Raw genomic sequence first — 22992 nt, 5'->3', positions numbered from 1 at the left:
CTCGGCCGCCTTCAACGCGCTTGACGAAATCGCCCATACGGACAACAAAGCCGCCATGCTGAATCAGACCAAACCGGATCCCGTTCGGTCGCCCTTGCTGGAAACGGCGCAAGGCATCCGCCACGGCTACTTCACACGCGTCGGCGGCATTTCCAGCGGCATCTACCGGGGCCTCAACATCGGCACCGGATCGAGCGACGCCCAGACGCTGGTGCGCGAGAATCGCCGCCGCGTCGCCGAATGGATGGGCGTGGCGGCAAGCCATCTGCTGACTGCTCATCAGGTTCATTCGCCGGACGTCGTCATCGCCAGGGAACCTTTTGCCGGCGAGCGTCCCAAGGCCGACGCCATCGTCACCGACCGGCCGGGCATTGCCATCGGGGCCTCGACCGCCGATTGCGGACCGGTCCTCTTCGCTGACGCCGAGGCGTGCATTATCGGAGCCGCCCATGCCGGCTGGAAAGGCGCTTTCACGGGAGTGCTGGAAAACACCATCGCGGCAATGGAAAGCCTCGGCGCCCGGCGTGACCGCATCGTCGCAGTGCTCGGTCCTTCCATCGGCCCACAGAATTACGAAGTCGGACCGGAATTCGTCGCCCGCTTCGTCGACGCCGATGCCGGTAATGCCCGCTATTTCGCGCCCTCCGCAAATGCCGGACACGCGATGTTCGATCTCAACCGCTACACGGTCGACCGGCTGACCAAGGCTGGCGTCAATGCCGAAGGGCTCGGCCGCTGCACCTATGCCGAGGAAGAGCTTTTCTACTCCTATCGGCGCAGCACGCATCGCAACGAGCCCGACTACGGACGGCAGGTTTCGGCAATCGTTTTGGAGACTGACTGATGGCGCTGCATTTCGAACGCTCGGAATTCGACGCGCGGCGCGATCGACTGATGATCGAGATCGCCGAAAAGAAGCTCGACGCCGTCCTGCTGTTTGCGCAGGAAAGCATGTATTGGCTAACCGGCTACGACACGTTCGGCTTCTGCTTTTTCCAGTGCCTGGTGGTCAAGGCCGACGGCTCGATGGTACTGCTGACGCGTTCGGCCGATTTGCGCCAGGCACGCCACACCTCGATCATCGACAACATCGTTTTGTGGACGGATCGCAACGGCGCCAATCCGGCGGTCGACCTGCGCAATTTGCTCAACGAGCTTGACCTGCTCGGCGCCCGCATCGGCGTCGAATACGACACCCACGGCCTGACGGCATATAATGGCCGGCGCCTCGACGAGCAGTTGCAGACCTTCGGGCAGATCGCAGATGCCTCTGGCATTGTCAGCCGGCTGCGGCTGTTCAAGAGCCCGGCCGAAATCGCCAAGGCGGAAAAAGCCGCAAATCTGGCCGACGACGCGCTGGACGCAGCACTGCCGCTGATCAAGCAGGGCGGCGATGAGGCGCTGATCCTCGCCGCCATGCAAGGCGCGATCTTTGCCGGCGGCGGCGATTATCCGGCCAACGAGTTCATCATCGGCTCGGGCGTCGACGCCCTGCTCTGCCGCTACAAGGCCGGTCGCCGCAAGCTCACCAAGAACGACCAGCTGACACTCGAATGGGCCGGTGTCTTCCATCACTACCATGCGGCAATGATGCGCACGGTGTTGACCGGCAAGGTATCGAAACGCCACCAGGAATTGTTCGATGCCGCCCGCGCCGCGCTACTTGCAGTCGAGAAGGCGATGACACCTGGTAATACGTTCGGCGACGTGTTCGACGCCCATGCCCGCACGCTCGAAGCCCACAATTTGACCAAGCACCGGCTCAATGCCTGCGGTTATTCGCTCGGCGCCCGCTTCACCCCGTCCTGGATGGATATGCCGATGTTCTATCAGGGTAATCCCGAACCGATTGCGCCGAACATGACGCTGTTCGCCCATATGATCATCATGGACTCCGAAACCGAAACGGCGATGACCCTTGGCCGCACCTACCTGACGACCGAATCCCAGCCGAAGCCGCTGTCCCGCCATGATCTCGACTTGATCGTGCAGTGAATCCATAATGGAAAAAGTGTGAGGGGCGTTCGTCGCCAAGGAGTTTTCAGGCTAATGAGACGATCGCATGTGACGACCGTGTCATTGCTCGCGGCGCTGGCGCTGGCGGCTTGCACCAATGCGAAGGACGTTCTCGAACCCTCGGCCATCGCCCCGCAATCGACCCAATCCCTGCCCGGAGCCGGCGGCGCCGCAACGCCCCCCTCAACTGCGGCGCCGTCTTCCGGCACCGCGCCAACTGCAGATACAGCGCAGCCTCCGGCGGCAGCAGCCGTGCCGCCCGCCAAAAGCGCCGCTGCCATTGCGCGAACCCGGCTGCAGGTGGCGCCGATCGTCGGCGCCTCGGTAGAAGCCGCGACACCGCTGACCGCCGAGCTTCAGACACGCGCCAGGCAGCGTGGCATCACCTTGGCCGGCAGCACCGACCAGACCCCAACGCACGTGCTCAAGGGCTATTTCTCGACCATGACGGAAGGCAAGGACACCACCGTCATCTATGTCTGGGACATCTATGACCCGGCCGGCAACCGGCTGCATCGCATCAACGGCCAGCAGAAGGCGCCCTCCGTCGGTGGCGGCGAAGGCTGGGCGGCGGTCGCGCCGGCGACCATGCAGGCGATTGCCGACCAGACAATCGACCAGTTCGCCACCTGGCTTGGCGGCGGCGCCGGCTGACCTGGAGCATGATTCCGAAAAGTGGAATCCGGTTTTCGGAAAAGAGCATGCTCAGACTGAAAGATAGAAGCTATCCCGATTCTGTCGGCATCGAAGTGGGCCTATCGCCGCATCGTCAAGCCGTAAGCGATTATTGAGATTAGCCGGCGGATTCCCATTCACGACGCTTGCAATACCGGCGCGGGCCGCTAAAAGCCCGACTAAGAGGCTGGAGTGCTATCGGAGTCTCTCAATCCTTCGCCAGGAACGGTGCATGAAGCTCTTCGCGGGCAATTCCAACAGGGTGCTGGCCGAATCAGTCGCCCGCTACCTCAACATTCCGCTGGGCAAGGCCAGCGTCAGGCGCTTCGCTGACCAGGAAATCTTCGTCGAGATCCAGGAGAACGTGCGAGGCGAGGACGTCTTCATCCTGCAGTCCACCTCGTTCCCAACCAACGATCATCTGATGGAACTGCTCATCATGATCGACGCCTTCATGCGCTCCTCGGCCAAGCGTATCACTGCGGTTATTCCTTATTTCGGCTATGCCAGGCAGGACCGCCGCGCCTCCGGCCGCACACCGATCTCGGCCAAGCTGGTAGCCAACATGATCACGCGGGCGGGCGTCAACCGGGTGCTGACGCTGGATCTGCATGCCGGGCAAATTCAGGGCTTCTTCGACATCCCGACCGACAATCTGTTTTCCGTGCCGGTGATGGCGCGTGACGTGAAGGCGAAATACAAGCAGCTCGCCAATGTCATGGTGGTGTCGCCGGATGTCGGCGGCGTGGTCCGCGCCCGTGCCCTCGCCAAGCGCATCGATGCCCAGTTGGCCATCGTCGACAAGCGTCGCGAGCGCCCCGGCGAATCGGAAGTCATGAACGTCATCGGTGACGTGCGCGGCAAGGATTGCCTGTTGATCGACGACATCATTGATTCGGGCGGCACGCTATGCAATGCGGCCGATGCGCTGCTTGCCGACGGCGCCACCAGTGTCACCGCCTATACTACCCATGGCGTTTTGTCCGGCGGCGCCATCGCCCGCATCGGCGCCTCGAAACTGCAGGAACTGGTCATCACCGATTCCATCCAGCCGACCCAGGCAGTGCTGGACGCCGCCAATATCCGCGTCATCTCCATCGCCGAACTGATGGGCGAGGCGATCTCCCGCACGGCAACCGAGGAATCGGTGTCGAGCCTGTTCGATTAATACATGTCGCGCAAAAGTGAGCAGCGGTTTTGCGACAACGACATGCATAAAACAAGACCCTAAAGCGCGTCGCATGAGACCGGTCGAACGCGACGCGCTTTAGGGCTGCGACTCAGGCCGAGCCGGACCGCTTATTCGCCGCACACCTTCACCAGCATCACGGGCGCCGAGCATGTAACCGCGTGGCGAGGCTCCCAGCATGCGCTTGAACATGGTGATGAACGCCGGCACGCTGTCATAGCCGAGATCGAGCGCCACCCTTGTGATCGGCTCGCCGTCGGCCAGCCGTGGCAGCGCCGCGAACAGACAGGCCTGCTGGCGCCAAGTCGACAGCGACAATCCGGTCTGGCGATGAAAGGCGCGGGTGAAAGAGCGGCGGCTCATGCCGACGATAGCGGCCCATTCATCGATCGTCGCGTGCGGTGACGGTGCCGAGACGAAGCGCCGGCACAGCGCTGCCAGCCTTGCGTCGGACGGGAACGGCAGTCCGAGTGGCCGTTGCGGCAGGTTCGGGATTTCGTGCAGCAGGAGCTTCATGATCAGCCCGCCCCGCCCCTCCAGCTCGGCGCCCTGCGGCAGCTTTTCCGATTCCACGATCAGGCTGTGCATCAGGTCGGTGATGCCGACGACGCGCAACCCGTCCGGCAGGCCGGGAATGGCCTCCGGCATCACATAGACGGAGCGCATGCTGACGTCGCCCAGCATCTCAACCGAGTGTTCGGTGCCGGCTGGGATCCACATCGCGTGGTTGGGGGGCACCATCCAGCGCCCATGCCGCGTCGTCACCAGCACGACACCGACCAGCGCGTGCAGCAACTGGCTGCGGCTGTGATGGTGCCGCGGCACGTGATAGCCGTCCGGATATTCGGTCGGCAGCGCCACCGCCGGCCCGACGGCCTGCTCCAGCCATTGCCAGCGACGTTCATGCAACAGCCCAAGATCGGTATCGCCCGCTCTGAACATTTCCCTGCCATGCGGCATCAGCTATGGCCCACTTGCGAAACTATTGGACCAAACCACGAAAGAAGTCGCGTGACAAGCAACGTATAAGGCAGCCGGCCCATAAGACCGCCTGCGGGAGCGCCCGCCAAAAAGACCACGGAGCCTGCCTTGACCGATACCACAGCAACCGCCGACGCCAAGCCGGCAGCGGCCAGCCACATTTCAGCTCAGGCGACGGCCTTCACCGTCATCCTGGCGGTGAGCTTCTGCCATTGCATCAACGACATCATGCAGTCGCTGCTGTCGGCGATCTATCCGCTGCTGAAGGACAATTACGGTCTCGATTTCTGGCAGATCGGCCTTTTGACTTTCACCTTCCAGGTGACGGCATCCTTGCTGCAGCCGGTGATCGGCATGATTACCGACAAGCGGCCGATGCCGTATTCGCTGCCCTACGGCATGGCCTCTTCGTTGATCGGCCTGGTCGTGCTGGCCTATGCTGGACATTACTCGCTGCTCCTCATCGGCGCCTCGCTGATTGGCATTGGCTCGGCGATCTTCCACCCGGAATCCTCGCGCATCGCGCGCTTCGCCTCTGGTGGCAGGTTCGGCCTGGCACAGTCGCTGTTCCAGGTCGGCGGCAATTTCGGCCAGGCCATGGGGCCGCTGCTGGCAGCCTTCATCGTCGTGCCCTTCGGCCAGACCAGCATCGCCTGGTTCGCCGGCGGCTCGCTGATCGGCATCATCGTGCTGTGGCAGGTCGGCGGCTGGTACAGCCGCCTGCGTGCCGCGCAGAGCACCCGCAAGGCGGCAGGCTTCGTCTCGCCCTTCCCGCGCCGCAAGGTGATGGGAGCGCTGCTGGTGCTGACACTGCTGGTACTGACCAAGAACGCCTATATTTCCAGCCTTGCCAGCTATTACACCTTCTATTCCATCCATAAATTCGGCGTTTCGGTGCAGATGTCGCAAGTTATGCTGTTTCTGTTCCTCGGCGCCTCGGCCCTGGGCATCCTGCTCGGCGGCCCGTTCGGCGACCGCTACGGGCAGAAGGCGATGATCTGGTTCTCGATCGTCGGCGTGCTGCCCTTCACCCTGGCCCTGCCCTATGCCAATTTCGAGTGGACGATGGTTCTCACCGTGCTGATTGGCCTGATCCTGTCCTCGGCCTTCTCGAACGTCGTCGTCTTCGCGCAGGAACTCGTGCCCGGCCGGGTCGGCATGATCGCCGGCATCTTTTTCGGCTTCGCCTTCGGCATGGGCGGCATCGCGGCCGCCGTGCTTGGCGTCGTCGCCGACATGAAAGGCATCAATTTCGTCTTCCAGGTCTGCTCGTATTTGCCGCTACTCGGGCTGCTGACGGTTTTTCTGCCTAACATGAAGGAAGCGAGGAAGGTGACCACGGTCGGGTGAAGCCCGGGTTCGGTTTCTAAGCGAATCCCCTCTTCCGACGCGCCCGTCCAGCCGCCTGCGGTTATTTGGGCCAGGCCCGGCGACGCCGATTTGGCGGCCGTCAGCCGCTTTCGTAGTTCGTTCCCTCTACACCCAGGCCTGCAGCTGCCCACTCGGGCAAGCCGCCTTCGAAACGGCGCGAGGCCCAGCCTCGTGCCCTCAGGATTGCCAAAGCGTCGGCCGACAGAACGCACTGGACCCCACGACAATAGGCGACAACGACCTTCTCTCGTGGAAGCTCCGCAAGCCGCTGCTCCAGCTCATCAGCGGGAATGTTGATCGCACCCGGCAAATGCCCCGTCGCGAATTCGTTCTGCGGCCTGACATCGAGCAGCACGACTTCGTCGTTTCGCATGCGGCGCACGAGTTCCTCGCGCGAGATGTTTTCCAGCCTGTCCGGCTGGCTAATGCTGTCGTTGATAAACTCACGGATCTGCTCGCGTCTATGGTTTGCAAGGCTTCGCAGCGCCGCGAACACGTTTTCGATTGGGACATCTGCAAGCCGGTACAGAACGCGTTTTCCGTCTCGCCGGGTCTGCACCAGGCCCGCTCGCTTGAGATGTTGAAGATGCTGCGACGTATTCGCCAATGCGATCCCCGAAAGCTGCGTCAGCTGCTCGACGGCCAGTTCGCCATCGGCAATGTGACGCAGCAGAACCAGCCGGTGGGCATGCCCCAAGGTGCGGGCGAGATCCGCTACTTCGTCGAAGATCGGGTGGTGAACGTCCGTGCTTTTCATTTGACTTGGCTAGCATTAATTAATCAATCAATCAATATGTTGAATGATTGATTCTAATTGGTTAATGTCTGACGGGTGAAACAGGAGAGCAAAAATGTTGGAGTTCGTTGTCCGTGCGGCCGTCATTGGTATCGGCGCGACAGCCCTGATGGACCTTTGGGGATGGTTTCTGAAGCGAATGCTCGCGATTCCATCGCTTGATTACGCCTGGGTCGGCCGCTGGATCGGACACTTTCCGCGTGGCCGTTTCGCGCACGCGAATATCGCGCAAGCTGCTCGCGTTCGCGGCGAAACCGCCATTGGATGGAGCGCACATTACGCGACCGGCATCGTATTTGCCGCGGCGCTGATTGGAGTGTGGAGCCTCGACTGGGCACGGCACCCGACAGTGCTTCCGGCCCTGTTGGTCGGCGTCTGCACCATCGTCGCCCCGTTCTTCGTGATGCAACCGGCTTTTGGGATCGGCATCGCGGCTTCGAAAGTTCCCAATCCGCGCACTGCGCGCCTGCGCAGCCTTATGACCCATCTGTCCTTTGGCGTCGGACTGTACATTGCAGCATTGCTTTCGGCACTGCCGTTTCCGGCCTGACATTGATGGGACACGGTCCGTCCCTGGGCACCTTCCACCCCGCTTGCACCTCGCGCCGCCTTCCGCTATAGAGCCGCCACCCGCGTAGACACCCTTGGAGGCAACGCGGCGGAAGGCCGCCTTCCCGCATGATCCCGAAAAGTGGATTCCGGTTTTCGGACCAGGTCATGCGTTAGCTATGTCGGCTTTCGACGTTTACGGCCCCGGCACGTTGCCGGCCGCGAACGCTCCAGAACAACGCGAAAGGAAATGCCATGAGCCACGATACTTACGAGCTCAAGGCCGAAGCGCGCGAACAGGTCGGTAAGGGGTCCGCCCGTGCAGTTCGCCGCAACGGTAAAGTGCCTGCAGTGATTTACGGCGACAAGCAGCCTCCCCTGGCGATTGCGCTGACCTATAAGGACATCTACTACAAGATCCATGGCGGCGGGTTTCTGACCACGGTCGCCACGATCGATGTCGACGGGAACAAGATCCAGGTTCTGCCCAAGGACTTCCAGCTCGACCCGGTCAAGGATTTCCCGGTCCATGTCGATTTCCTGCGCATCGGCAAGGACACCGAAGTCAATGTCGACGTGCCCGTGCACTTCATCAATGAAGACAAGTCGCCCGGCATCAAGCGCGGCGGCGTGCTCAACATCGTGCGCCACGAGGTCGAATTCCACTGCCCGGCCAATGCGATCCCGGATTTCATCACCATCGATCTCACCGGCACCGATATTGGCGATTCGATCCACATTTCGGCCGTCACCTTGCCGGCCGGCGTCAAGCCGGTGATCTCCGACCGTGACTTCACCATCGCGACCATTGCCGGCTCCTCGGCGATGAAGCCGGAGGCCGTAGAAGAGACGACTGAAGCGGCTGCGCCCGAAGCGGCTCCTGCCGCCGAAGAGAAGTAACCCCTTCCCGCCCGGAGGCGACGATGCTTGTCTTTGCAGGCCTCGGCAATCCGGGCGCGAAATACGCCAACAACCGGCACAATGTCGGCTTCATGGCGGCGGACGCGATCGCCCGCCGCCATTCCTTTTCGCCCTGGTCGAAGAAATTCCAGGGGCTGATCGCCGAAGGCACGCTTGCCGGCGACAAGGTGATCCTGATCAAGCCGCAGACCTTCATGAACCTGTCCGGCCAATCGGTCGGCGAAGCCTTGCGCTTCTATAAGCTCGGCCCTTCGGCGCTGACTGTCTTTTATGACGAGATCGACCTTGCCGCCGGCAAGGTTCGGGTCAAGGTCGGTGGCGGTTCCGGCGGCCACAACGGTATCCGCTCGCTCGACCAGCACGTCGGCAAGGATTTTCGCCGTGTGCGCATCGGCGTCGGCCACCCCGGCGTCAAGGAAATGGTGCACGGCCATGTGCTCGGCGATTTCGCCAAGGGCGACCGCGAATGGCTGGACGTGCTGCTCGACGCAATCGCCGATGGTGCCGGATTGCTTGCCAAGGGCGACGACAATTCGTTCATGAATCGCGTGACGCTGGCGCTGCGCGAGAAGCTCACGCCGACGGGCGACGACGACCGCCCGCCACCCAAGGCGCCAAAGGTGCAAAGCCATGTCCGCCAGGCGCGGCCGCAGCAGCCAGCGGCCAAGCTGCCCGAAACCGGCCCGATGGCGGCGATGCTGAAGAAGCTTTTTGGCGGCAAGGACTGAGCCATGAATATGGATGACGTCCAGCAATTGGTTCGCCGCGTAAGGCAGAAGTATGTTGATTATTTCGTCGCCGCTGCCGGCGAACTTGCTCGCAACGGCCAAGGATCGCATGCGACCGAGGTCAAGTTTTCGAACGTCGATTCCTTCTATCGAAATCTCATCGCGGTTGATTTCGTCGGCAATGACGGACAGCCAAATCCGCAGTTCATCAATAGCGATACCTATGTGAAATTCTCTCCGGATATTCACGCCGGGATCGGTGGAATGGATGTCCTCATCTCACCGTTCAAGTGGGACGAGGTTCATTTCAAATTCCCCGTAAATGAGCTTGACGGCGATCTCTTCGACGAATGGTTTCGCGGCTGGTTCGATATCGATGGCGAGCGTGAAACATCGGAGACCGTAGGAAGCATCATTCACAGTGCGCAATTGCTCGAGGGGCAACTGACGATCGATTTCGGAACCGCGGATGTCGACGCGTTCTGGCATCTTCTGCAAATACTGAGCAGGTCCGGCGTTCACGCGTTGGCGATAGGCACCGATGACATCGCGCAGCGTCTGAATTGAATTGCGCCTTGACGATCGTCGGCGCTTTCGCCCATAGCCCTGATCAAATTTCGATTTCCCGATAGGACCAGACAAAAATGGGTTTCAAATGCGGCATCGTTGGCTTGCCCAATGTCGGCAAGTCGACGCTCTTCAATGCGTTGACCAGGACGGCGGCGGCACAGGCCGCCAATTATCCGTTCTGCACCATCGAGCCGAACACCGGCGAGGTGGCGGTGCCCGACCCGCGCCTGCAGAAGATCGCCGCGATCGGCAAGTCGAAGGAGATCATCCCGACGCGCATCTCGTTCGTCGACATTGCCGGCCTGGTGCGCGGCGCCTCGAAGGGTGAAGGGCTGGGCAACCAGTTCCTCGCCAACATCCGCGAGGTCGACGCCATCGTCCATGTGCTGCGCTGTTTCGAGGATGACGACATCACCCATGTCGAGGGCCGCATCGATCCTGTCGCCGATGCCGAGACCGTCGAAACCGAATTGATGCTTGCCGACCTCGACAGCCTCGAGCGCCGCATCGTGCAGATCCGCAAGCGTGCCGCCGGCAAGGACAAGGAGGCAGCGACCGTACTTCCCATGATGGAAGCGGCGCTTGAACTACTGCAGGCCGGCAAGCCCGCCCGCATCCTGCTCAACGGCATCTCGGCTGAGGATCTGCGCATCCTGCAGGGACTGAACCTTTTGACGTCGCACCCGGTGCTTTACGTGTGCAACGTCGCCGAAGCCGATGCCGCCATCGGCAACGCCCATACCAGGGCGGTCGAGCAGATGGCGGCCGCGCAAGGTGCCCGCACCGTTGTGATTTCGGCGGCGATCGAGGCCGAGGTCGCCCAGCTCTCGGACGAAGAGGAAATGGAATTCCTGGCAACGCTCGGCCTGGACGAACCCGGCTTGAACAAGGTCATCCGCGCCGGCTACGAGCTGCTGCAGCTCATCACCTACTTTACCGTCGGGCCGAAGGAGACACGCGCCTGGACCGTGAACAAGGGCGCCAGGGCGCCGCAGGCGGCAGGCGTTATCCACACCGATTTCGAGCGCGGCTTCATCCGCGCCCAGACCATCGCCTATGACCACTTCGTCAGGCTGGGCGGCGAAGTGGCGGCTAAGGAGGCCGGCAAGGCGCGCGACGAAGGCAAGGAGTATGTCGTCCAGGACGGCGACATCATGCTGTTCAAGTTCAACACCTGACCAGGCGAGGGAGCCCAGCGGCCACCATTGCCGCCGCTCGATGCCAAACTTCAAAGCAGGGGTCGCGGTGCCTCTTGCGCTGCTTGACGGGCCGTCGTGCGGGGTCTAAGGGGCCTTTGCACCGGCCTCGCGCCTCACCTGCCCGTGTCCGTGCGATCTGACTGACGCGCCCCTCCAACGAACGCTCTTTGGCAACAGCAAGGGAGACCCGGCGATGATCAAGGCCTTCGTCGTCGACAATGATCGCCTGCGCCTGGTCGACGATCTCCTGCAGAACAGCGACACTGTGGTCTGGGTCGACCTCTTCAACCCGACAAAGGAAGAAGAGACGACAATTGAGACCTGGCTCGGCATCGCCGTTCCGACCCGCGAAGAGATGGAAGAGATCGAGATCTCGAGCCGTCTCTACGTCGAGGACGGCGCCTACTTCATGACCGCCATTCTGCCTGCGCAGACCGAGGTGGACGATCCGTTGATGTCGCCGGTTACCTTCGTGCTCGCCGGCAGCAGGCTGATCACCGTGCGGTACCACGAACCGAAGGCGTTTAAGACCTTTCCGCAGCGCGCCGAGAAGGTGGCGACCGGTTGCACCAGCGGCGACACCATCCTGATCGGACTACTGGAGGCGATCGTCGACCGCCTCGCCGACATTCTGGAGCGCGCCGGCCGCGACGTCGAGGCGATCTCGCGCGACATCTTCGAGGCACGCTCGACCAAGGTTTCCAAGCGCAACCGCGACTTCCAGGAGCTGTTGAAAGGCATTGGCCGCAAGGAGGATCTCGCCTCCTCGGTCCGCGACAGCCTGATCTCGCTGCAGCGCCTTGCCGGCTTCCTCGCCCATGCCTCCACGCAGACCAGGATGAGCAAGGATACCCGCGCCCGCATCAAGACCTTGTCGCGCGATGTGCTGTCGCTCGCCGACCACGCCACGTTCCTGTCGCAGAAGATCAGCTTCCTGCTCGACGCGACGCTCGGCATGATCTCGATCGAGCAGAACGCCATCATCAAGATCTTCTCCGTCGCCGCTGTCATCTTCCTGCCGCCGACGCTTGTCGCTTCAATCTACGGCATGAATTTCGACATCATCCCCGAGCTCAAATGGCACTTTGGTTATCCCTTCGCCATCGGCATGATGGTGCTTTCGGCAATCCTGCCCTTCTGGTATTTCCGCCGCCGCGGCTGGCTGTAGGGTCATCAATACCTCCGCTGCGGCTTGGGCGCCGCAGGCTGGCGCACTAGAAATTGCTTGACCAAATGCCGCGCTGCCTGCATCCGGGACCCCGACCCGCAGCGATCGTACAATCCTGAACAGGATTTCCAGACCATGACCGCAAAGACCTGGGCTTATGAGGATTTTGTCGAGGGCGCTTCGCTCGACCTCGGCACCAAGCTGGTAAGCGCCGCCGAAATCATAGAATTCGCCGGCGAGTTCGATGCCCAGGCGATGCATCTCGACGAGGCTGCGGGTAAGGCCAGCATCCTCGGCGGGCTGGCGGCTTCGGGTTGGCACACCTGCGCCATGTTCATGCGCATGCTGTGCGATGCCTTCCTGCTCGACTCGACCTCCCAGGGCGCGCCAGGCGTCGACCAGGTCAAATGGAAACGGCCGGTCCTGGCCGGCGACCTGTTGAGCGGCAGCACCACCGTCCTTGCCAAGCGCCTGTCTAGATCGAAGCCCCGGCTTGGCCTGGTGACCATGCGCAGCGAGTTATTCAACCAGCGCGGCGAAGGTGTTTTCGAGCTCGAAAACGCCGTCATGTTCCTCACCCGCGAGGGCAGTGCGTGAGCCTCGACGAATTCTTCTGCATCGGTATCACCGTCACGCTCGGTTCGCATCGATTCGAACCGGAGGCGATCAAGGCGTTCGCCCGCAAATACGATCCGCAAGTTTTCCACATCGATGAAGAGGCGGCGAGGAACAGCATATTCGGCGGGCTCTGCGCCTCGGGCTGGCACACCGCCGCCACCTGGATGAAATTGAACCTCCAGGCTGGCATAGAGGCAGAGGTCGCCCGCTGGCCCGGCCCCGGGCCGGTGCCGGAATTCGGCCCCTCGCCCGGCTTCAAGAACCTCAAATGGCCCAAACCTGTCTATGCCGGGGAAACCGTGACTTTCACCCGCACGGCGCTGGCCCACCGCCCCATTGCCTCGCGACCGGGCTGGCGGCTGCTGACGCTCCGCTCAGAGGCCTTCGATTCGACGGGCGACAAGGTGATCGAATTCGAAAGTGCCGTGCTGGTGAAGGTGGGGTGAGCGGAATTCTTCCCTTCTGCCACGGGGGAGAAGGAAGAAACGCTCAATGCCCCTCAAACCCGATCAGCGTCCTCACCGGCACGCCGAGCCCCTCTAACCTCTCGCGGCCGCCAAGGTCCGGCAGGTCGATGACGAAGCAGGCGGCGAGAATGTCGGCGCCGATCTGCCGCAATAGCTTGACGGCCGCCTCCGCCGTGCCGCCGGTGGCGATCAAATCGTCGACGAGGATTACCTTCTCGCCCGGAGAAACACCGTCCTTGTGCATCTCCATCTCGTCCAGCCCGTATTCCAGGCTGTAGGCGACGCGCACCGTCTCGTAAGGCAACTTGCCCTTCTTGCGGATCGGCACGAAGCCGGCTGAGAGCTGGTGGGCGATGGCGCCGCCGAGGATGAAGCCGCGCGCCTCGATGCCGGCGATCTTGTCGATCTTCAGGCCGGCATAGGGATGCACCAGTTCGTCGATCGCGCGGCGGAAGGCCCGCGCATTGCCGAGCAGCGTGGTGATGTCGCGAAACAGGATGCCCGGCTTGGGATAATCCGGAATGGTGCGGATCGCGGCAAGCAGCGTCTCTTCGAGCGAGGACTTCATCAAGCGGCTCTCCGGGCCATTCAGATTCGGCTAAAGACGTGAAAGGAATTGGCCAATCGTAACCCGGTGCAGCCAAGTCCGGCTACCGCCATGTGACGCCTGACGGAAAATTGTCCGGCAAAGGGCCTTGTTCAGCGCCGGCTGCGATGAATCGACATGCCTGCAATGAAAAGGGCGCCTTTCGACGCCCTCGCATTCTCTTATATCGCAGGGCTCAGTGCGCCACGCCGGCCCACACCTTGCGCTTGGTCAGGTAGACCAGTGCGCCGAACAGCAGCAGGAAGACCAGTACGCGAAAGCCGGTCTTCTTGCGGTCCTCGAGGTGCGGTTCTGCCGCCCACATCAGGAAGGCCGACACGTCGCGAGAATACTGGTCGACCGTCTGCGGCGCCCCGTCATCATAGGTAACCTGGCCGTCGGAGAGCGGCTTCGGCATCTTCAGCGACACGCCGGACAGGAAGTACGGATTGTAGTGCGTGCCTTCTGGTATGACCATGCCCGCCGGCGGCTGTTGGTCGTAGCCGGTCAGCAGCGAGTGGATGTAGTCGGGGCCGCCCTGGGCATATTGCGTAAAGATGTCGAACACGAAGCGCGGGAAGCCGCGCTCGACGCCGCGCGCCTTGGCCAGCAGCGACATGTCGGGCGGTGCTGCACCGCCATTGGCCGCCGCCGCCGCTTCCTCGTTGGGGAACGGCGGCGGAAAATGGTCGGACGGCTTGCCGGGACGATCGAACATGTCGCCGGCATCGTTCGGGCCGTCATGGATCGTATATTCGGCCGCCAGCGTCTTGATCTGCGCATCCGAATAGCCAAGGCCTTCCAGCGTACGGAACGCCACCAAATTCATCGAATGGCAGGCCGAGCAGACTTCCTTGTAGACCTTGAGCCCGCGCTGCAGCTGGGCCTTGTCGTAGGTGCCGAATGGCCCGGCGAAGCTCCAGTCCATTTCCTTCGGTTCGTCAATCGGGAAATGCGTCGGCGCCGCCTCATTGTGCGCCTCTTCCTGGGCGCTCGCTCCAGTGCCTGTGGCCCCAATGCCCGCGGCCACAAGGCCAAGCAGCGCCAACGAGGCGAGAATCTTCTTCATGCCATATCCCCTTGAGATTCTCTGACGCGCGGTCATCGTCCCGAGCATGATCTTGTCCGAAAACCGGTTTCCACTTTTCGGGATCATGCTCAGCCTTTGGTTTCCGGCGCGGCCGTGGCGCCGGCAGGATGTCCACCGCCACCCTTGTTCTTCTCGAGCACCGCCTCGGTGATCGAATTCGGCAGCCGCCGCGGCGTCTCGATCAGCCCAAGCACCGGCAGCGCTACCAGGAAGAAGGCGAAGTAGAACAGCGTCGCCATCTGCGCCATGAACACATAGCTGCCCTCGGCCGGCTGCGAGCCCAGCCAGCCGAGCAGGATGGCGTCGGCCATGAACAGCCAGAAGAACAGCTTGTACCAGGGCCGGTAGACAGCCGAGCGCACCTTCGAGGTGTCGAGCCACGGCACCAGGAACAGCATTACAATCGCGCCGAACATGCAGAGCACGCCGCCGAGTTTGGAGTTGATGGGCCCGATATTGAAGGTGATGGCGCGCAGGATCGCGTAGAACGGCAGGAAGTACCATTCCGGCACGATGTGGGCCGGCGTCTTCAGCGGGTTGGCCACGGTGTAATTGTCCGGATGGCCGAGATAGTTCGGCAGGTAGAACACGAAATAGGCGAAGACGAACAGGAACACGATCATGCCGAACCCGTCCTTGATGGTCGCGTAAGGCGTGAAGGCGAGCGTGTCGGTCTTCGATTTGACCTCGATGCCGGTCGGATTGTTCTGGCCGACGACGTGAAGCGCCCAGATGTGCAGCACGACGACGCCGGCGATCATGAACGGCAGCAGGTAATGCAGCGCAAAGAAGCGGTTCAACGTCGGATTGTCGACCGCGAAGCCGCCGAGGAGAAGCTGCTGGATCCAGTCGCCAACCAGCGGTATGGCGGTGAAGAAGCCGGTGATGACGGTGGCGCCCCAGAAGCTCATCTGGCCCCAAGGCAGCACATAGCCCATGAACCCGGTCGCCATCATCAGCAGGTAGATGATGCAGCCGAGGATCCACAGCAGCTCGCGCGGCGCCTTGTAGGAGCCGTAGTAGAGGCCACGGAAGATATGGATGTAGACGGCGACGAAGAAGAACGACGCGCCGTTCGAATGCAGGTAGCGCAGCAGCCAGCCCGAATTCACGTCGCGCATGATCTTCTCGACCGAATCGAAGGCGAGAGTGCTGTCGGCCGCGTAGTGCATGGCCAGCACGATACCCGTCAGGATCTGCGCCGCCAGCATGAGCGCGAGGATGCCGCCGAAGGTCCAGGCATAATTCAAATTGCGCGGCACCGGATAGGCGATGAAGCTGTCATAGACCAGCCGCGGCAGGGGCATGCGCGAATCGAACCAGCGTCCGATGCCGGTCTTGGGCGTATAGGTCGAGTGTCCCTCGCTCATCGAAATATCCCTTGCCTCAGCCGATACGGATCTTGGTGTCGGAAATAAACTGGAACACCGGTACCGCCATGTTCTCGGGTGCCGGCCCCTTCCGGATGCGGCCGGCGGTGTCGTATACGGAACCGTGGCACGGGCAGAACCAGCCGCCGAAATCGCCTTCCTGGCCGAGCGGGATGCAGCCGAGATGGGTGCAGACCTGGACCATCACCATCCACGCTTCCTTGCCCGGCGTGGTGCGGTTGGCGTCGGTCGCCGGCGCGTCGGCCGGCAAATTGGCATTGCGGGCAATTGGATCCTTGAGCTCGGCGAGATTGACCGCCTCGCCGTCCTTCATCTCTTGCTCAGTGCGGTTGCGCACGACCACCGGCTTGCCCCGCCACTTCACAACGAGCGACATTCCTGGCGTCAGCGAAGAGACGTCGACCTCAACCGAGGCAAGGGCCAGCGTCGAGGCATCCGGACGCATCTGATCGATGAACGGCCAAGCGACGGCGCCCGCGCCGACCACCGCGGCCATGCCGGTGGCGACGTAGAGAAAATCACGACGGTTGGGATCCTGGGTGTCGGTTGCGCTCACGGGTGCCTGATCCTTTCGCCTCTTCCATGCCGGCGGCCGAGCCTTGTTCCCGCTCAATCGCGCCGGCCCGACAGCGCATGGCGAACAGGCTAGCGAATTCCTCCGGCATTTGGGACTTGGGTTTATGCGTGAAGCCTGTTTTTGTCCAGACGGGTGAAGGCACAAGGGCAGATTGTCGCGGGGACGGAATTTGCCCGATGGAATGATTGGAAAATCGCAGGAAAACCAAACGACTGCGTTCGCCTCGACAGCGGGCGCTGGCGCGGTTTATCCTCGCCCTATGGCGCATGTTATAGACCGCGACAAATGGGCCGAAGCGCCCGACCACTGGCAGGGCGAGTTGCAGTGCGGCGCCTACGGCTCCAACAGCTGCCTGATCTTCAACTACCTGCCTGAGATCGGCGGCGGCCCCAGGCTGCACAGCCATCCCTATTGCGAGATTTTTATCATCCGGACTGGGACCGGCCTGTTCACCGTCGGCGACCGGCATATCGAGGCCACATCCGGCCAGATCCTGATCGTACCGCCGGACACGCCACACAAATTCACCAATCTCGGGCCAGGCCCGCTGGAAACCACCGACATACACGAGAACGGCAGCTTCATCACCGAGTGGCTGGAATAACGCCTCCCAAACCGATTCCGGTTCGGATCATACGCTGGCGCCGAGCCTGGCCAGCACGGCCTTGGGAATATTGTATTCCCGGATCACCGCGTCGTGCTTGCGCAGGCCGCAGAGTTCGCGCTGGATGAAATAGCCGTGCACCGCGTCGGCTGCGTCCTTGAGCAGCCGGGGTCGATCGTCGCTGTCGCCATTCTCGCGCAGCCTCGTCAGTGTTTTCTCGACGCGCCGGCCGGCGCGGCCGAGCGCTGCCGCCTTTTCGCCGAGGATTTCATGGCCAAGCAGATCCAACGCGCTCTCCTGCGCGCCGGACCGTCCAAAATTCGATGGCAATCTCACCGCCATGATTTCACTCCGGTCTATGGAAAACTACTCCGCCGGCCGGGTCTCGGCCAACGCGCTCTCTTCGTTGAACAGGAAGCCGCCGGACTGCCGTTTCCACAGCCGTGCATAGAGCCCGTCGAGCGCAACCAGTTCGTCATGCGTGCCTTGTTCGACGATGCGGCCCTCGTCGAGCACCACCAGCCGGTCGAGTGCCGCGATGGTCGACAGCCGGTGCGCGATGGCGATGACTGTCTTGCCTTCCATCAGCCTTGCCAGATTCTCCTGGATTGCCGCCTCGATGTCGGAATCGAGCGCCGAGGTCGCCTCATCGAGCACCAGGATCGGTGCGTCCTTGAGGAAGACGCGGGCGATCGCCACGCGCTGGCGCTGGCCGCCCGAGAGCTTGACGCCGCGCTCGCCGACAAAGGCTTCATAGCCAGTACGATCGCGACTGTCGCGCAGGCCGAGGATGAACTCCTGCGCCTCGGCCTTCTCCGCTGCCGCGATCACCTCGGCGTCGGTTGCTTCCGACATGCCGAGCTTGATGTTGTCGCGCAAGGAACGGTGGAAAAGTGCCGTATCCTGGCTGACGACGCCGATATTAGCGCGCAGCGAATTCTGCGTGACCCTGGAGACGTCCTGCCCGTCAATGGTGATCTTGCCGCTCTCGAGGTCGTAGAGGCGCAGGATCAGGTTGACCAGCGTCGTCTTGCCTGCGCCGGACGGCCCGACCAGTCCGACCTTTTCACCCGGCCGCACCACGAGGTCGATGCCGTTGAGCACGCCGGACCCCTTGCCGTAATGGAACTCGACGTTTCTGACGTCGATGCGCCCACCGCCAACGAGAAGCTCTTTCGCGTCGGGCGCATCGGTCAGGCCGAGCGGCTTCGAGATCAGCGCCTTCGAGTTTTCCAGCACGCCGAGGTTCCGCAAAATACTGTTGAGCTGCATCATCAGCCGGCCGAGCAGCATGTTCAGCCGCAGCACCAAGGACAGCGTGAAGGCGACGGCGCCGACGGTGATCGAGCCTTCGACCCAGAGATAGACGGCAAAGTAGGCGATCGCCGTGATCATGATCCCCGACAGCATGGTCAGCGCCATGCGCACGCCGGTCAGCCGGCGGGTGAACGGGCGCAGCGCGTCGAGATAGATGTCGAAACCGTTCCTGATATAGCGGTCGTCGCCATCGGCCGAGAACAGCTTCAGCGTCTGCACGTTCGAATAGGAATCGACGATGCGGCCGGTGATCATCGAGCCGGCTTCGGCGGTGGCCTCGGCATGCTTGCGGATCGCCGGCAAATAGCGTCTGGCCAGCAGGCCGAAGGCTGAGATCCAGATCACCACCAGCACCGCCAGCCTGAGATCGAGCCCGGCGACCAGCGCCAGCGTCGTCACCGTATAGACGACCATGAACCAGACGACCTCGATGAAGCTTTCCATCAGATCGCCGGTCGCCTGCCCCGCCTGCCAGACCTTGGTCGCGATACGTCCGGCAAAATCGTTCTGGAAGAAGGCGTAGGACTGGCGCGACACATGGCGATGCGCCTGCCAGCGCACCAGATTATAGAAACCCGGCGTGATCGTCTGCTCGTCGACCAGCGCCGACAGGCCGACGACGATGGTGCGGATGACCAGCACCACGGCGATCATGAAGACAAGTTCGGGGCCGGCGGCAGTCCACAAGGCATGCCAGCTGCGTTCGCCAGGAAGCTGGTCGAGGATGTCGACCAGCCGCCCGACGAAGTAGAACAGTCCGGCCTCGACCAACGGCGCGATGCCGCCGATCACCAGCATGGCGAAGAAAGCGATCTTCGCCTGCCCGACATAGTGCCAGAGGAAACCCCTGACGCCGGCAGGTGGCCGAAGGTCCGCGGGCTCCCGGAACGGATAGACCCAGTTCTCGAACCAGCGGTAGATGGCAGTCATCATTCGGCGGCTTCACCCTTGGCGAGTGCATCGTTGGCGGCTGCATCGTTGGCAGAGGGGCCGTCGTCGAGCAGGAAGCCGCCCGACTGGCGCTGCCAGAGCTGGGCGTAGAGCCCGCCGCTGGCAACGAGTTCCTCATGCGAACCTTCTTCGATGACGCGGCCCTTGTCCATCACGACGAGCCGGTCCATGGCGGCGATCGTCGACAGCCGGTGCGCGATGGCGATGACGGTCTTGCCTTGCATCAGTTTGTAGAGGTTCTCCTGGATGGCCGCCTCGGCCTCGGAATCGAGCGCGGACGTCGCCTCGTCGAGAATGAGGATCGGCGCGTCCTTCAGCATAACGCGGGCAATGGCAATGCGTTGCCGCTGGCCGCCGGACAATTTGACGCCGCGATCGCCGACATGCGCGTCGAAATTCTTGCGGCCACCGGCGTCCGAAAGCCCTGATATGAAATCAAGCGCTTCGGCGCGGCGTGCCGCCTCGACCAGCATCTCGTCACTGGCGTCCGGCCGGCCATAGAGGATGTTCTCGCGCACCGAACGATGCAGCAGCGAGGTGTCCTGCGTGACCATGCCGATCTGGGCGCGCAGCGAGTCCTGCGTCACCGCCGCGATGTCCTGGCCGTCGATCAGGATCTTGCCGCTTTCAAGGTCGTAGAAGCGCAACAGAAGATTGACCAGCGTCGACTTGCCGGCACCCGAACGGCCGACGATGCCGACCTTCTCGCCCGGCTTCACCGTCAGCGACAGGCTTTCGATCACGCCCTTCTGCTTGCCGTAGTGGAAGCGGATGTCCTCAAAACGGATCTCGCCCTTGGTCACGGCAATATCCTTGGCCCCAGGCCTGTCTTCGACGAGGCGGGGCAGCGAGATCGAGCTGATGCCGTCTTGCACCGTGCCGATATTCTCGAACAGCGTGGACATCTCCCACATGATCCATTGCGACATGCCCCACAGCCGAAGCACGAGGCCGATGACTAGGGCGACGGCGCCGATCGTCACGGCCTGGCCGAGCCACAGCCACAGCGAGATCGCCGTGACCGAAAACAACAGCAGCGAATTCAGGATGTAGAGCAGGCCGTAGAGCTGCGTCACCAGCCGCATCGACCGATAGACGGTATCGAGAAAGCCGGCCATGCCTTCCCGGGCGAAGGACGCTTCGCGCCGCGCATGCGAGAACAGCTTGACCGTCTGGATGTTGGAGTAGCTGTCGACGACACGGCCGGTCATGGTCGAGCGCGCATTGGCCTGCTCCTCACCGACCTTGCCCAGCCGCGGGATAAAATAGCGCAAGAGCAGGACATAGCCGGCAAGCCAGACGGCAAGCGGCGCCGCCAGCCGCCAGTCTGCCGAGCCGACGATGAACAGCATGCCGAGAAAATAGACGACGATATAATTGAGCACGTCGATGAGCTTGATGACGCATTCGCGCACCGCGAGCGCAGTCTGCATCAGCTTGGTCGCGATGCGTCCGGCGAACTCGTCCTGATAGAAGCTCATCGACTGCTTGAGCAGATAGCGATGCACCTGCCAGCGGATACGCATCGGATAGTTGCCCATCAGCGTCTGCTGGTTGAGGAGCGAATGGAACCAGACCGTCGCCGGCAGCGCGAAAACCACGATGAAGGCCATGCCGGCCAGCTTCAAGCCTTCGGTCTGCAGGAACGTCTCGCGATTCTGCGCCGACAGCCAGTCGACAATCCGGCCCATGAAGCCGAACATCCACACCTCAGCCAGCGCGATGGCCGTCACCAGCACCGCATCGAGAGCGATGTAGGGCCACGCGCCGCGCGTATAATGCACGCAGAAGGCGATCAGCGTCCTCGGCGGCTCGACCGGTTCCGCAGCCGGAAACGGATCGAGTCTTTTTTCAAACCAGCTAAACATAGTGATGCTCACAATATTGTTTCCGCTCACGCGGCACGGGAACGGACGACGTGCCCAGACCGCATGGCGTCAAGGACCGGCGATACGGAATCGTCCGCCTCGCCGGTCCTGCTTCGGGCTATATAGGTTGTCGCGGGCCTTTCGCCGACAGTTTCGTTTGACGATGCTGACGACGTTTTGACGATCCGGATTTTCGCGCCGGTTTTTGCACCAGGCCGGATGAGCCTGATGATCCGGCGCACCAGCGACGGCCGGCTATAGTCCGGAACGGCATGCGAGAAATCGACGTCCGGCAGCATGCCGCGATGCGGACGCTGGCGGGTCTCGGCGTGAACCGCCGACGAGTAGGTCTCGCCGATTAAAAGCGCCCAAGTCGCGGTTTTGCGCTCGTGCAGGCTTCTTGAGCCGGGTATTCTACAGGGATCGAACATCGGTCCGTCCTCCAGTTGAAGATGCAGATAGAAGGGTGAACCAACCCGGACCGTGGGCACGCGCCGCGCGGCAAGGGTGATATCGGTCGAAGCACGTTCAGGTGGGGCGTTCAGCCCCTTCGACAGCTTGAAAAACATCGCCGGATTCCTTCGAAGGCCGAAAAAGGTTTCGGCGGGAATCGGTGCGATTGAAGTCTAGAAGTTCAGGAGAATCGTCGTACCGAAACCGCCGTCGGGCTGGTAAGCCCACGAGAGGGGTGGTGGATGTGCATGGCCATCATGAATTACCCCTTCATCGGTTCGGGTTGACAATGCTGGCCGTATAACCGACTTCGCAGAAAATGACCACCCGCCAGTCCAGGAATTTCCAAAACCGCGAGAGCTCTGTGGCTGATCTGCCACTTATTAGAAAGACGCGGAAATGAACGACCGTCTCCGCATTGCGCTCTACCAGCCGGATATCGCCGGCAATACCGGGACTATCCTGCGCTTCGCCGCTTGCCTCGGCCTTGGGGTCGACATCATCGAACCGACCGGCTTCCCGCTCTCCGACCGGGCGCTGAAACGGGCCGGCATGGACTATCTCGAAATGGCGGCGCTGACCCGGCATGTCGACTGGCACGGACTGGCGCAAAGGCGAAGCGCGGCGGCTGGTGCTGCTGTCGACCAAAGCCGCGAGCGCCTATACGGATTTCGTCTTCACCGGCGCCGACGTTCTTCTGTTCGGCCGCGAATCCGCAGGCGTTCCGGATCATGTCCACGAGGCGGCGGATGCGCGACTTACCATCCCGATGCAGGGCACCGCGCGCAGCATCAACGTCGCGCTTTCCGTCGCCATGGTGGCCGGCGAGGCGATGCGGCAGCTTGGATAGGATTTGCAGACCGTCGGCGCGCGCGGCGAGTACGGCCGCTTTCTGGTCGACGACTGC

The 22992-nt window shown here is 62.2% G+C and carries 24 protein-coding genes and 1 pseudogene; 15 read left to right on the top strand and 10 right to left on the bottom strand.

All coding sequences use genetic code 11. The features are described 5' to 3' along the window. Positions 1-55: 55 nt before the first annotated feature. From pgeF to NKI01_RS15365, 4 genes are all read left to right on the top strand, one after another. Positions 56-844 carry a peptidoglycan editing factor PgeF gene (pgeF, locus tag NKI01_RS15380; protein ID WP_352910508.1) on the top strand — a complete coding sequence of 263 codons (789 nt, stop codon included), beginning with the start codon at positions 56-58 and terminating at the stop codon, positions 842-844. Then, entirely contained in the window at positions 844-1995 is a 1152-nt protein-coding gene (locus tag NKI01_RS15375; protein ID WP_023678425.1) for a M24 family metallopeptidase, read from the top strand. The genes pgeF and NKI01_RS15375 overlap by 1 nt, the downstream gene beginning before the upstream one ends. A 54-nt stretch (positions 1996-2049) precedes the next feature. Then, positions 2050-2670 carry a hypothetical protein gene (locus NKI01_RS15370; RefSeq protein ID WP_352591747.1) on the top strand — a complete coding sequence of 207 codons (621 nt, stop codon included), beginning with the start codon at positions 2050-2052 and terminating at the stop codon, positions 2668-2670. Between the two features lie 253 nt (positions 2671-2923). Beyond that, entirely contained in the window at positions 2924-3859 is a 936-nt protein-coding gene (locus NKI01_RS15365; RefSeq protein ID WP_023678427.1) for a ribose-phosphate pyrophosphokinase, read from the top strand. A 99-nt stretch (positions 3860-3958) separates the two neighbouring features. Here the strand turns inward: NKI01_RS15365 and NKI01_RS15360 are convergent, their stop codons facing one another. Next, positions 3959-4840, bottom strand: coding sequence for an AraC family transcriptional regulator (locus NKI01_RS15360; RefSeq protein ID WP_352591744.1), 882 nt, complete (start codon positions 4838-4840; stop codon positions 3959-3961). A 129-nt stretch (positions 4841-4969) separates the two neighbouring features. Between NKI01_RS15360 and NKI01_RS15355 the strand changes: the two genes are divergently transcribed. Beyond that, the gene (locus NKI01_RS15355) at positions 4970-6211 is read left to right on the top strand and encodes an MFS transporter (protein WP_352963754.1); all 1242 of its coding nucleotides are present in this window, start codon (positions 4970-4972) and stop codon (positions 6209-6211) included. A gap of 100 nt (positions 6212-6311) precedes the next feature. On the opposite strand, the gene NKI01_RS15350 is transcribed toward NKI01_RS15355, so the two are convergent. Further along, positions 6312-6989 carry an ArsR/SmtB family transcription factor gene (locus tag NKI01_RS15350; protein WP_352496089.1) on the bottom strand — a complete coding sequence of 226 codons (678 nt, stop codon included), beginning with the start codon at positions 6987-6989 and terminating at the stop codon, positions 6312-6314. A 94-nt stretch (positions 6990-7083) separates the two neighbouring features. On the opposite strand from NKI01_RS15350, the gene NKI01_RS15345 reads away from it, so the two are divergent. The 8 genes from NKI01_RS15345 (at position 7084) to NKI01_RS15310 (ending at position 13227) form a co-directional block, all read left to right on the top strand. Next, the gene (locus tag NKI01_RS15345; protein WP_023719195.1) at positions 7084-7578 is read left to right on the top strand and encodes a DUF2938 domain-containing protein; all 495 of its coding nucleotides are present in this window, start codon (positions 7084-7086) and stop codon (positions 7576-7578) included. A 254-nt stretch (positions 7579-7832) separates the two neighbouring features. Beyond that, complete coding sequence (locus tag NKI01_RS15340; RefSeq protein ID WP_023719196.1) at positions 7833-8477, top strand: 50S ribosomal protein L25/general stress protein Ctc; 645 nt, start codon at positions 7833-7835, stop codon at positions 8475-8477. A gap of 23 nt (positions 8478-8500) precedes the next feature. After that, positions 8501-9226, top strand: a complete 726-nt coding sequence (gene pth, locus NKI01_RS15335; RefSeq protein ID WP_352496088.1) for an aminoacyl-tRNA hydrolase — start codon at positions 8501-8503, stop codon at positions 9224-9226. 3 nt (positions 9227-9229) lie between these two features. Beyond that, a complete protein-coding gene (locus tag NKI01_RS15330; protein ID WP_352482088.1) occupies positions 9230-9793 on the top strand; it encodes a hypothetical protein in 564 nt (187 codons plus the stop codon). Between the two features lie 77 nt (positions 9794-9870). Beyond that, the gene (gene ychF / locus NKI01_RS15325) at positions 9871-10974 is read left to right on the top strand and encodes a redox-regulated ATPase YchF (RefSeq protein WP_352963750.1); all 1104 of its coding nucleotides are present in this window, start codon (positions 9871-9873) and stop codon (positions 10972-10974) included. A gap of 214 nt (positions 10975-11188) precedes the next feature. Beyond that, entirely contained in the window at positions 11189-12163 is a 975-nt protein-coding gene (corA, locus tag NKI01_RS15320) for a magnesium/cobalt transporter CorA (RefSeq protein WP_023719200.1), read from the top strand. A 135-nt stretch (positions 12164-12298) separates the two neighbouring features. After that, the gene (locus NKI01_RS15315) at positions 12299-12760 is read left to right on the top strand and encodes a MaoC family dehydratase (RefSeq protein WP_023719201.1); all 462 of its coding nucleotides are present in this window, start codon (positions 12299-12301) and stop codon (positions 12758-12760) included. Further along, positions 12757-13227, top strand: coding sequence for a MaoC family dehydratase (locus NKI01_RS15310; RefSeq protein WP_023719202.1), 471 nt, complete (start codon positions 12757-12759; stop codon positions 13225-13227). Before NKI01_RS15315 ends, NKI01_RS15310 begins: the two co-directional genes overlap by 4 nt. 43 nt (positions 13228-13270) lie before the next feature. Here the strand turns inward: NKI01_RS15310 and NKI01_RS15305 are convergent, their stop codons facing one another. From NKI01_RS15305 to petA, 4 genes are all read right to left on the bottom strand, one after another. Then, positions 13271-13816, bottom strand: a complete 546-nt coding sequence (locus tag NKI01_RS15305) for an adenine phosphoribosyltransferase (protein WP_023719203.1) — start codon at positions 13814-13816, stop codon at positions 13271-13273. 214 nt (positions 13817-14030) lie between these two features. Further along, positions 14031-14903 (bottom strand): cytochrome c1, encoded by an 873-nt coding sequence (locus NKI01_RS15300; protein ID WP_023719204.1) that lies wholly within the window; start codon positions 14901-14903, stop codon positions 14031-14033. 89 nt (positions 14904-14992) lie between these two features. After that, entirely contained in the window at positions 14993-16294 is a 1302-nt protein-coding gene (locus NKI01_RS15295; protein WP_352516104.1) for a cytochrome b, read from the bottom strand. A 16-nt stretch (positions 16295-16310) separates the two neighbouring features. Further along, on the bottom strand, positions 16311-16871 hold the full coding sequence (gene petA, locus NKI01_RS15290) for a ubiquinol-cytochrome c reductase iron-sulfur subunit (RefSeq protein ID WP_023719206.1): 561 nt from the start codon (positions 16869-16871) through the stop codon (positions 16311-16313). Between the two features lie 280 nt (positions 16872-17151). Between petA and NKI01_RS15285 the strand changes: the two genes are divergently transcribed. Further along, complete coding sequence (locus NKI01_RS15285) at positions 17152-17496, top strand: cupin domain-containing protein (RefSeq protein ID WP_352963747.1); 345 nt, start codon at positions 17152-17154, stop codon at positions 17494-17496. 27 nt (positions 17497-17523) lie between these two features. On the opposite strand, the gene NKI01_RS15280 is transcribed toward NKI01_RS15285, so the two are convergent. Genes NKI01_RS15280 through NKI01_RS15265 form a run of 4 tightly spaced genes read right to left on the bottom strand, consistent with a single transcriptional unit; the run spans position 17524 to position 22201 of the window. Beyond that, positions 17524-17838: a DUF6665 family protein gene (locus NKI01_RS15280; RefSeq protein WP_352846587.1), complete on the bottom strand. Its 315-nt coding sequence runs from the start codon at positions 17836-17838 to the stop codon at positions 17524-17526. 24 nt (positions 17839-17862) lie between these two features. Continuing rightward, positions 17863-19746 carry an ABC transporter ATP-binding protein gene (locus NKI01_RS15275; RefSeq protein WP_352963744.1) on the bottom strand — a complete coding sequence of 628 codons (1884 nt, stop codon included), beginning with the start codon at positions 19744-19746 and terminating at the stop codon, positions 17863-17865. Beyond that, the gene (locus NKI01_RS15270; RefSeq protein ID WP_352482081.1) at positions 19743-21632 is read right to left on the bottom strand and encodes an ABC transporter ATP-binding protein; all 1890 of its coding nucleotides are present in this window, start codon (positions 21630-21632) and stop codon (positions 19743-19745) included. Before NKI01_RS15270 ends, NKI01_RS15275 begins: the two co-directional genes overlap by 4 nt. 26 nt (positions 21633-21658) lie before the next feature. Further along, the gene (locus tag NKI01_RS15265; protein ID WP_352482080.1) at positions 21659-22201 is read right to left on the bottom strand and encodes a hypothetical protein; all 543 of its coding nucleotides are present in this window, start codon (positions 22199-22201) and stop codon (positions 21659-21661) included. A gap of 283 nt (positions 22202-22484) precedes the next feature. On the opposite strand from NKI01_RS15265, the pseudogene NKI01_RS15260 reads away from it, so the two are divergent. After that, a pseudogene (locus NKI01_RS15260) lies at positions 22485-22845 on the top strand (tRNA (cytidine(34)-2'-O)-methyltransferase); the annotation flags it as partial. Positions 22846-22992: the final 147 nt, after the last annotated feature.

The organism is Mesorhizobium sp. M0815, assembly GCF_040319995.1.
GTDB lineage: Bacteria > Pseudomonadota > Alphaproteobacteria > Rhizobiales > Rhizobiaceae > Mesorhizobium.
This window is presented reverse-complemented; position numbering and strand designations above follow the sequence as displayed.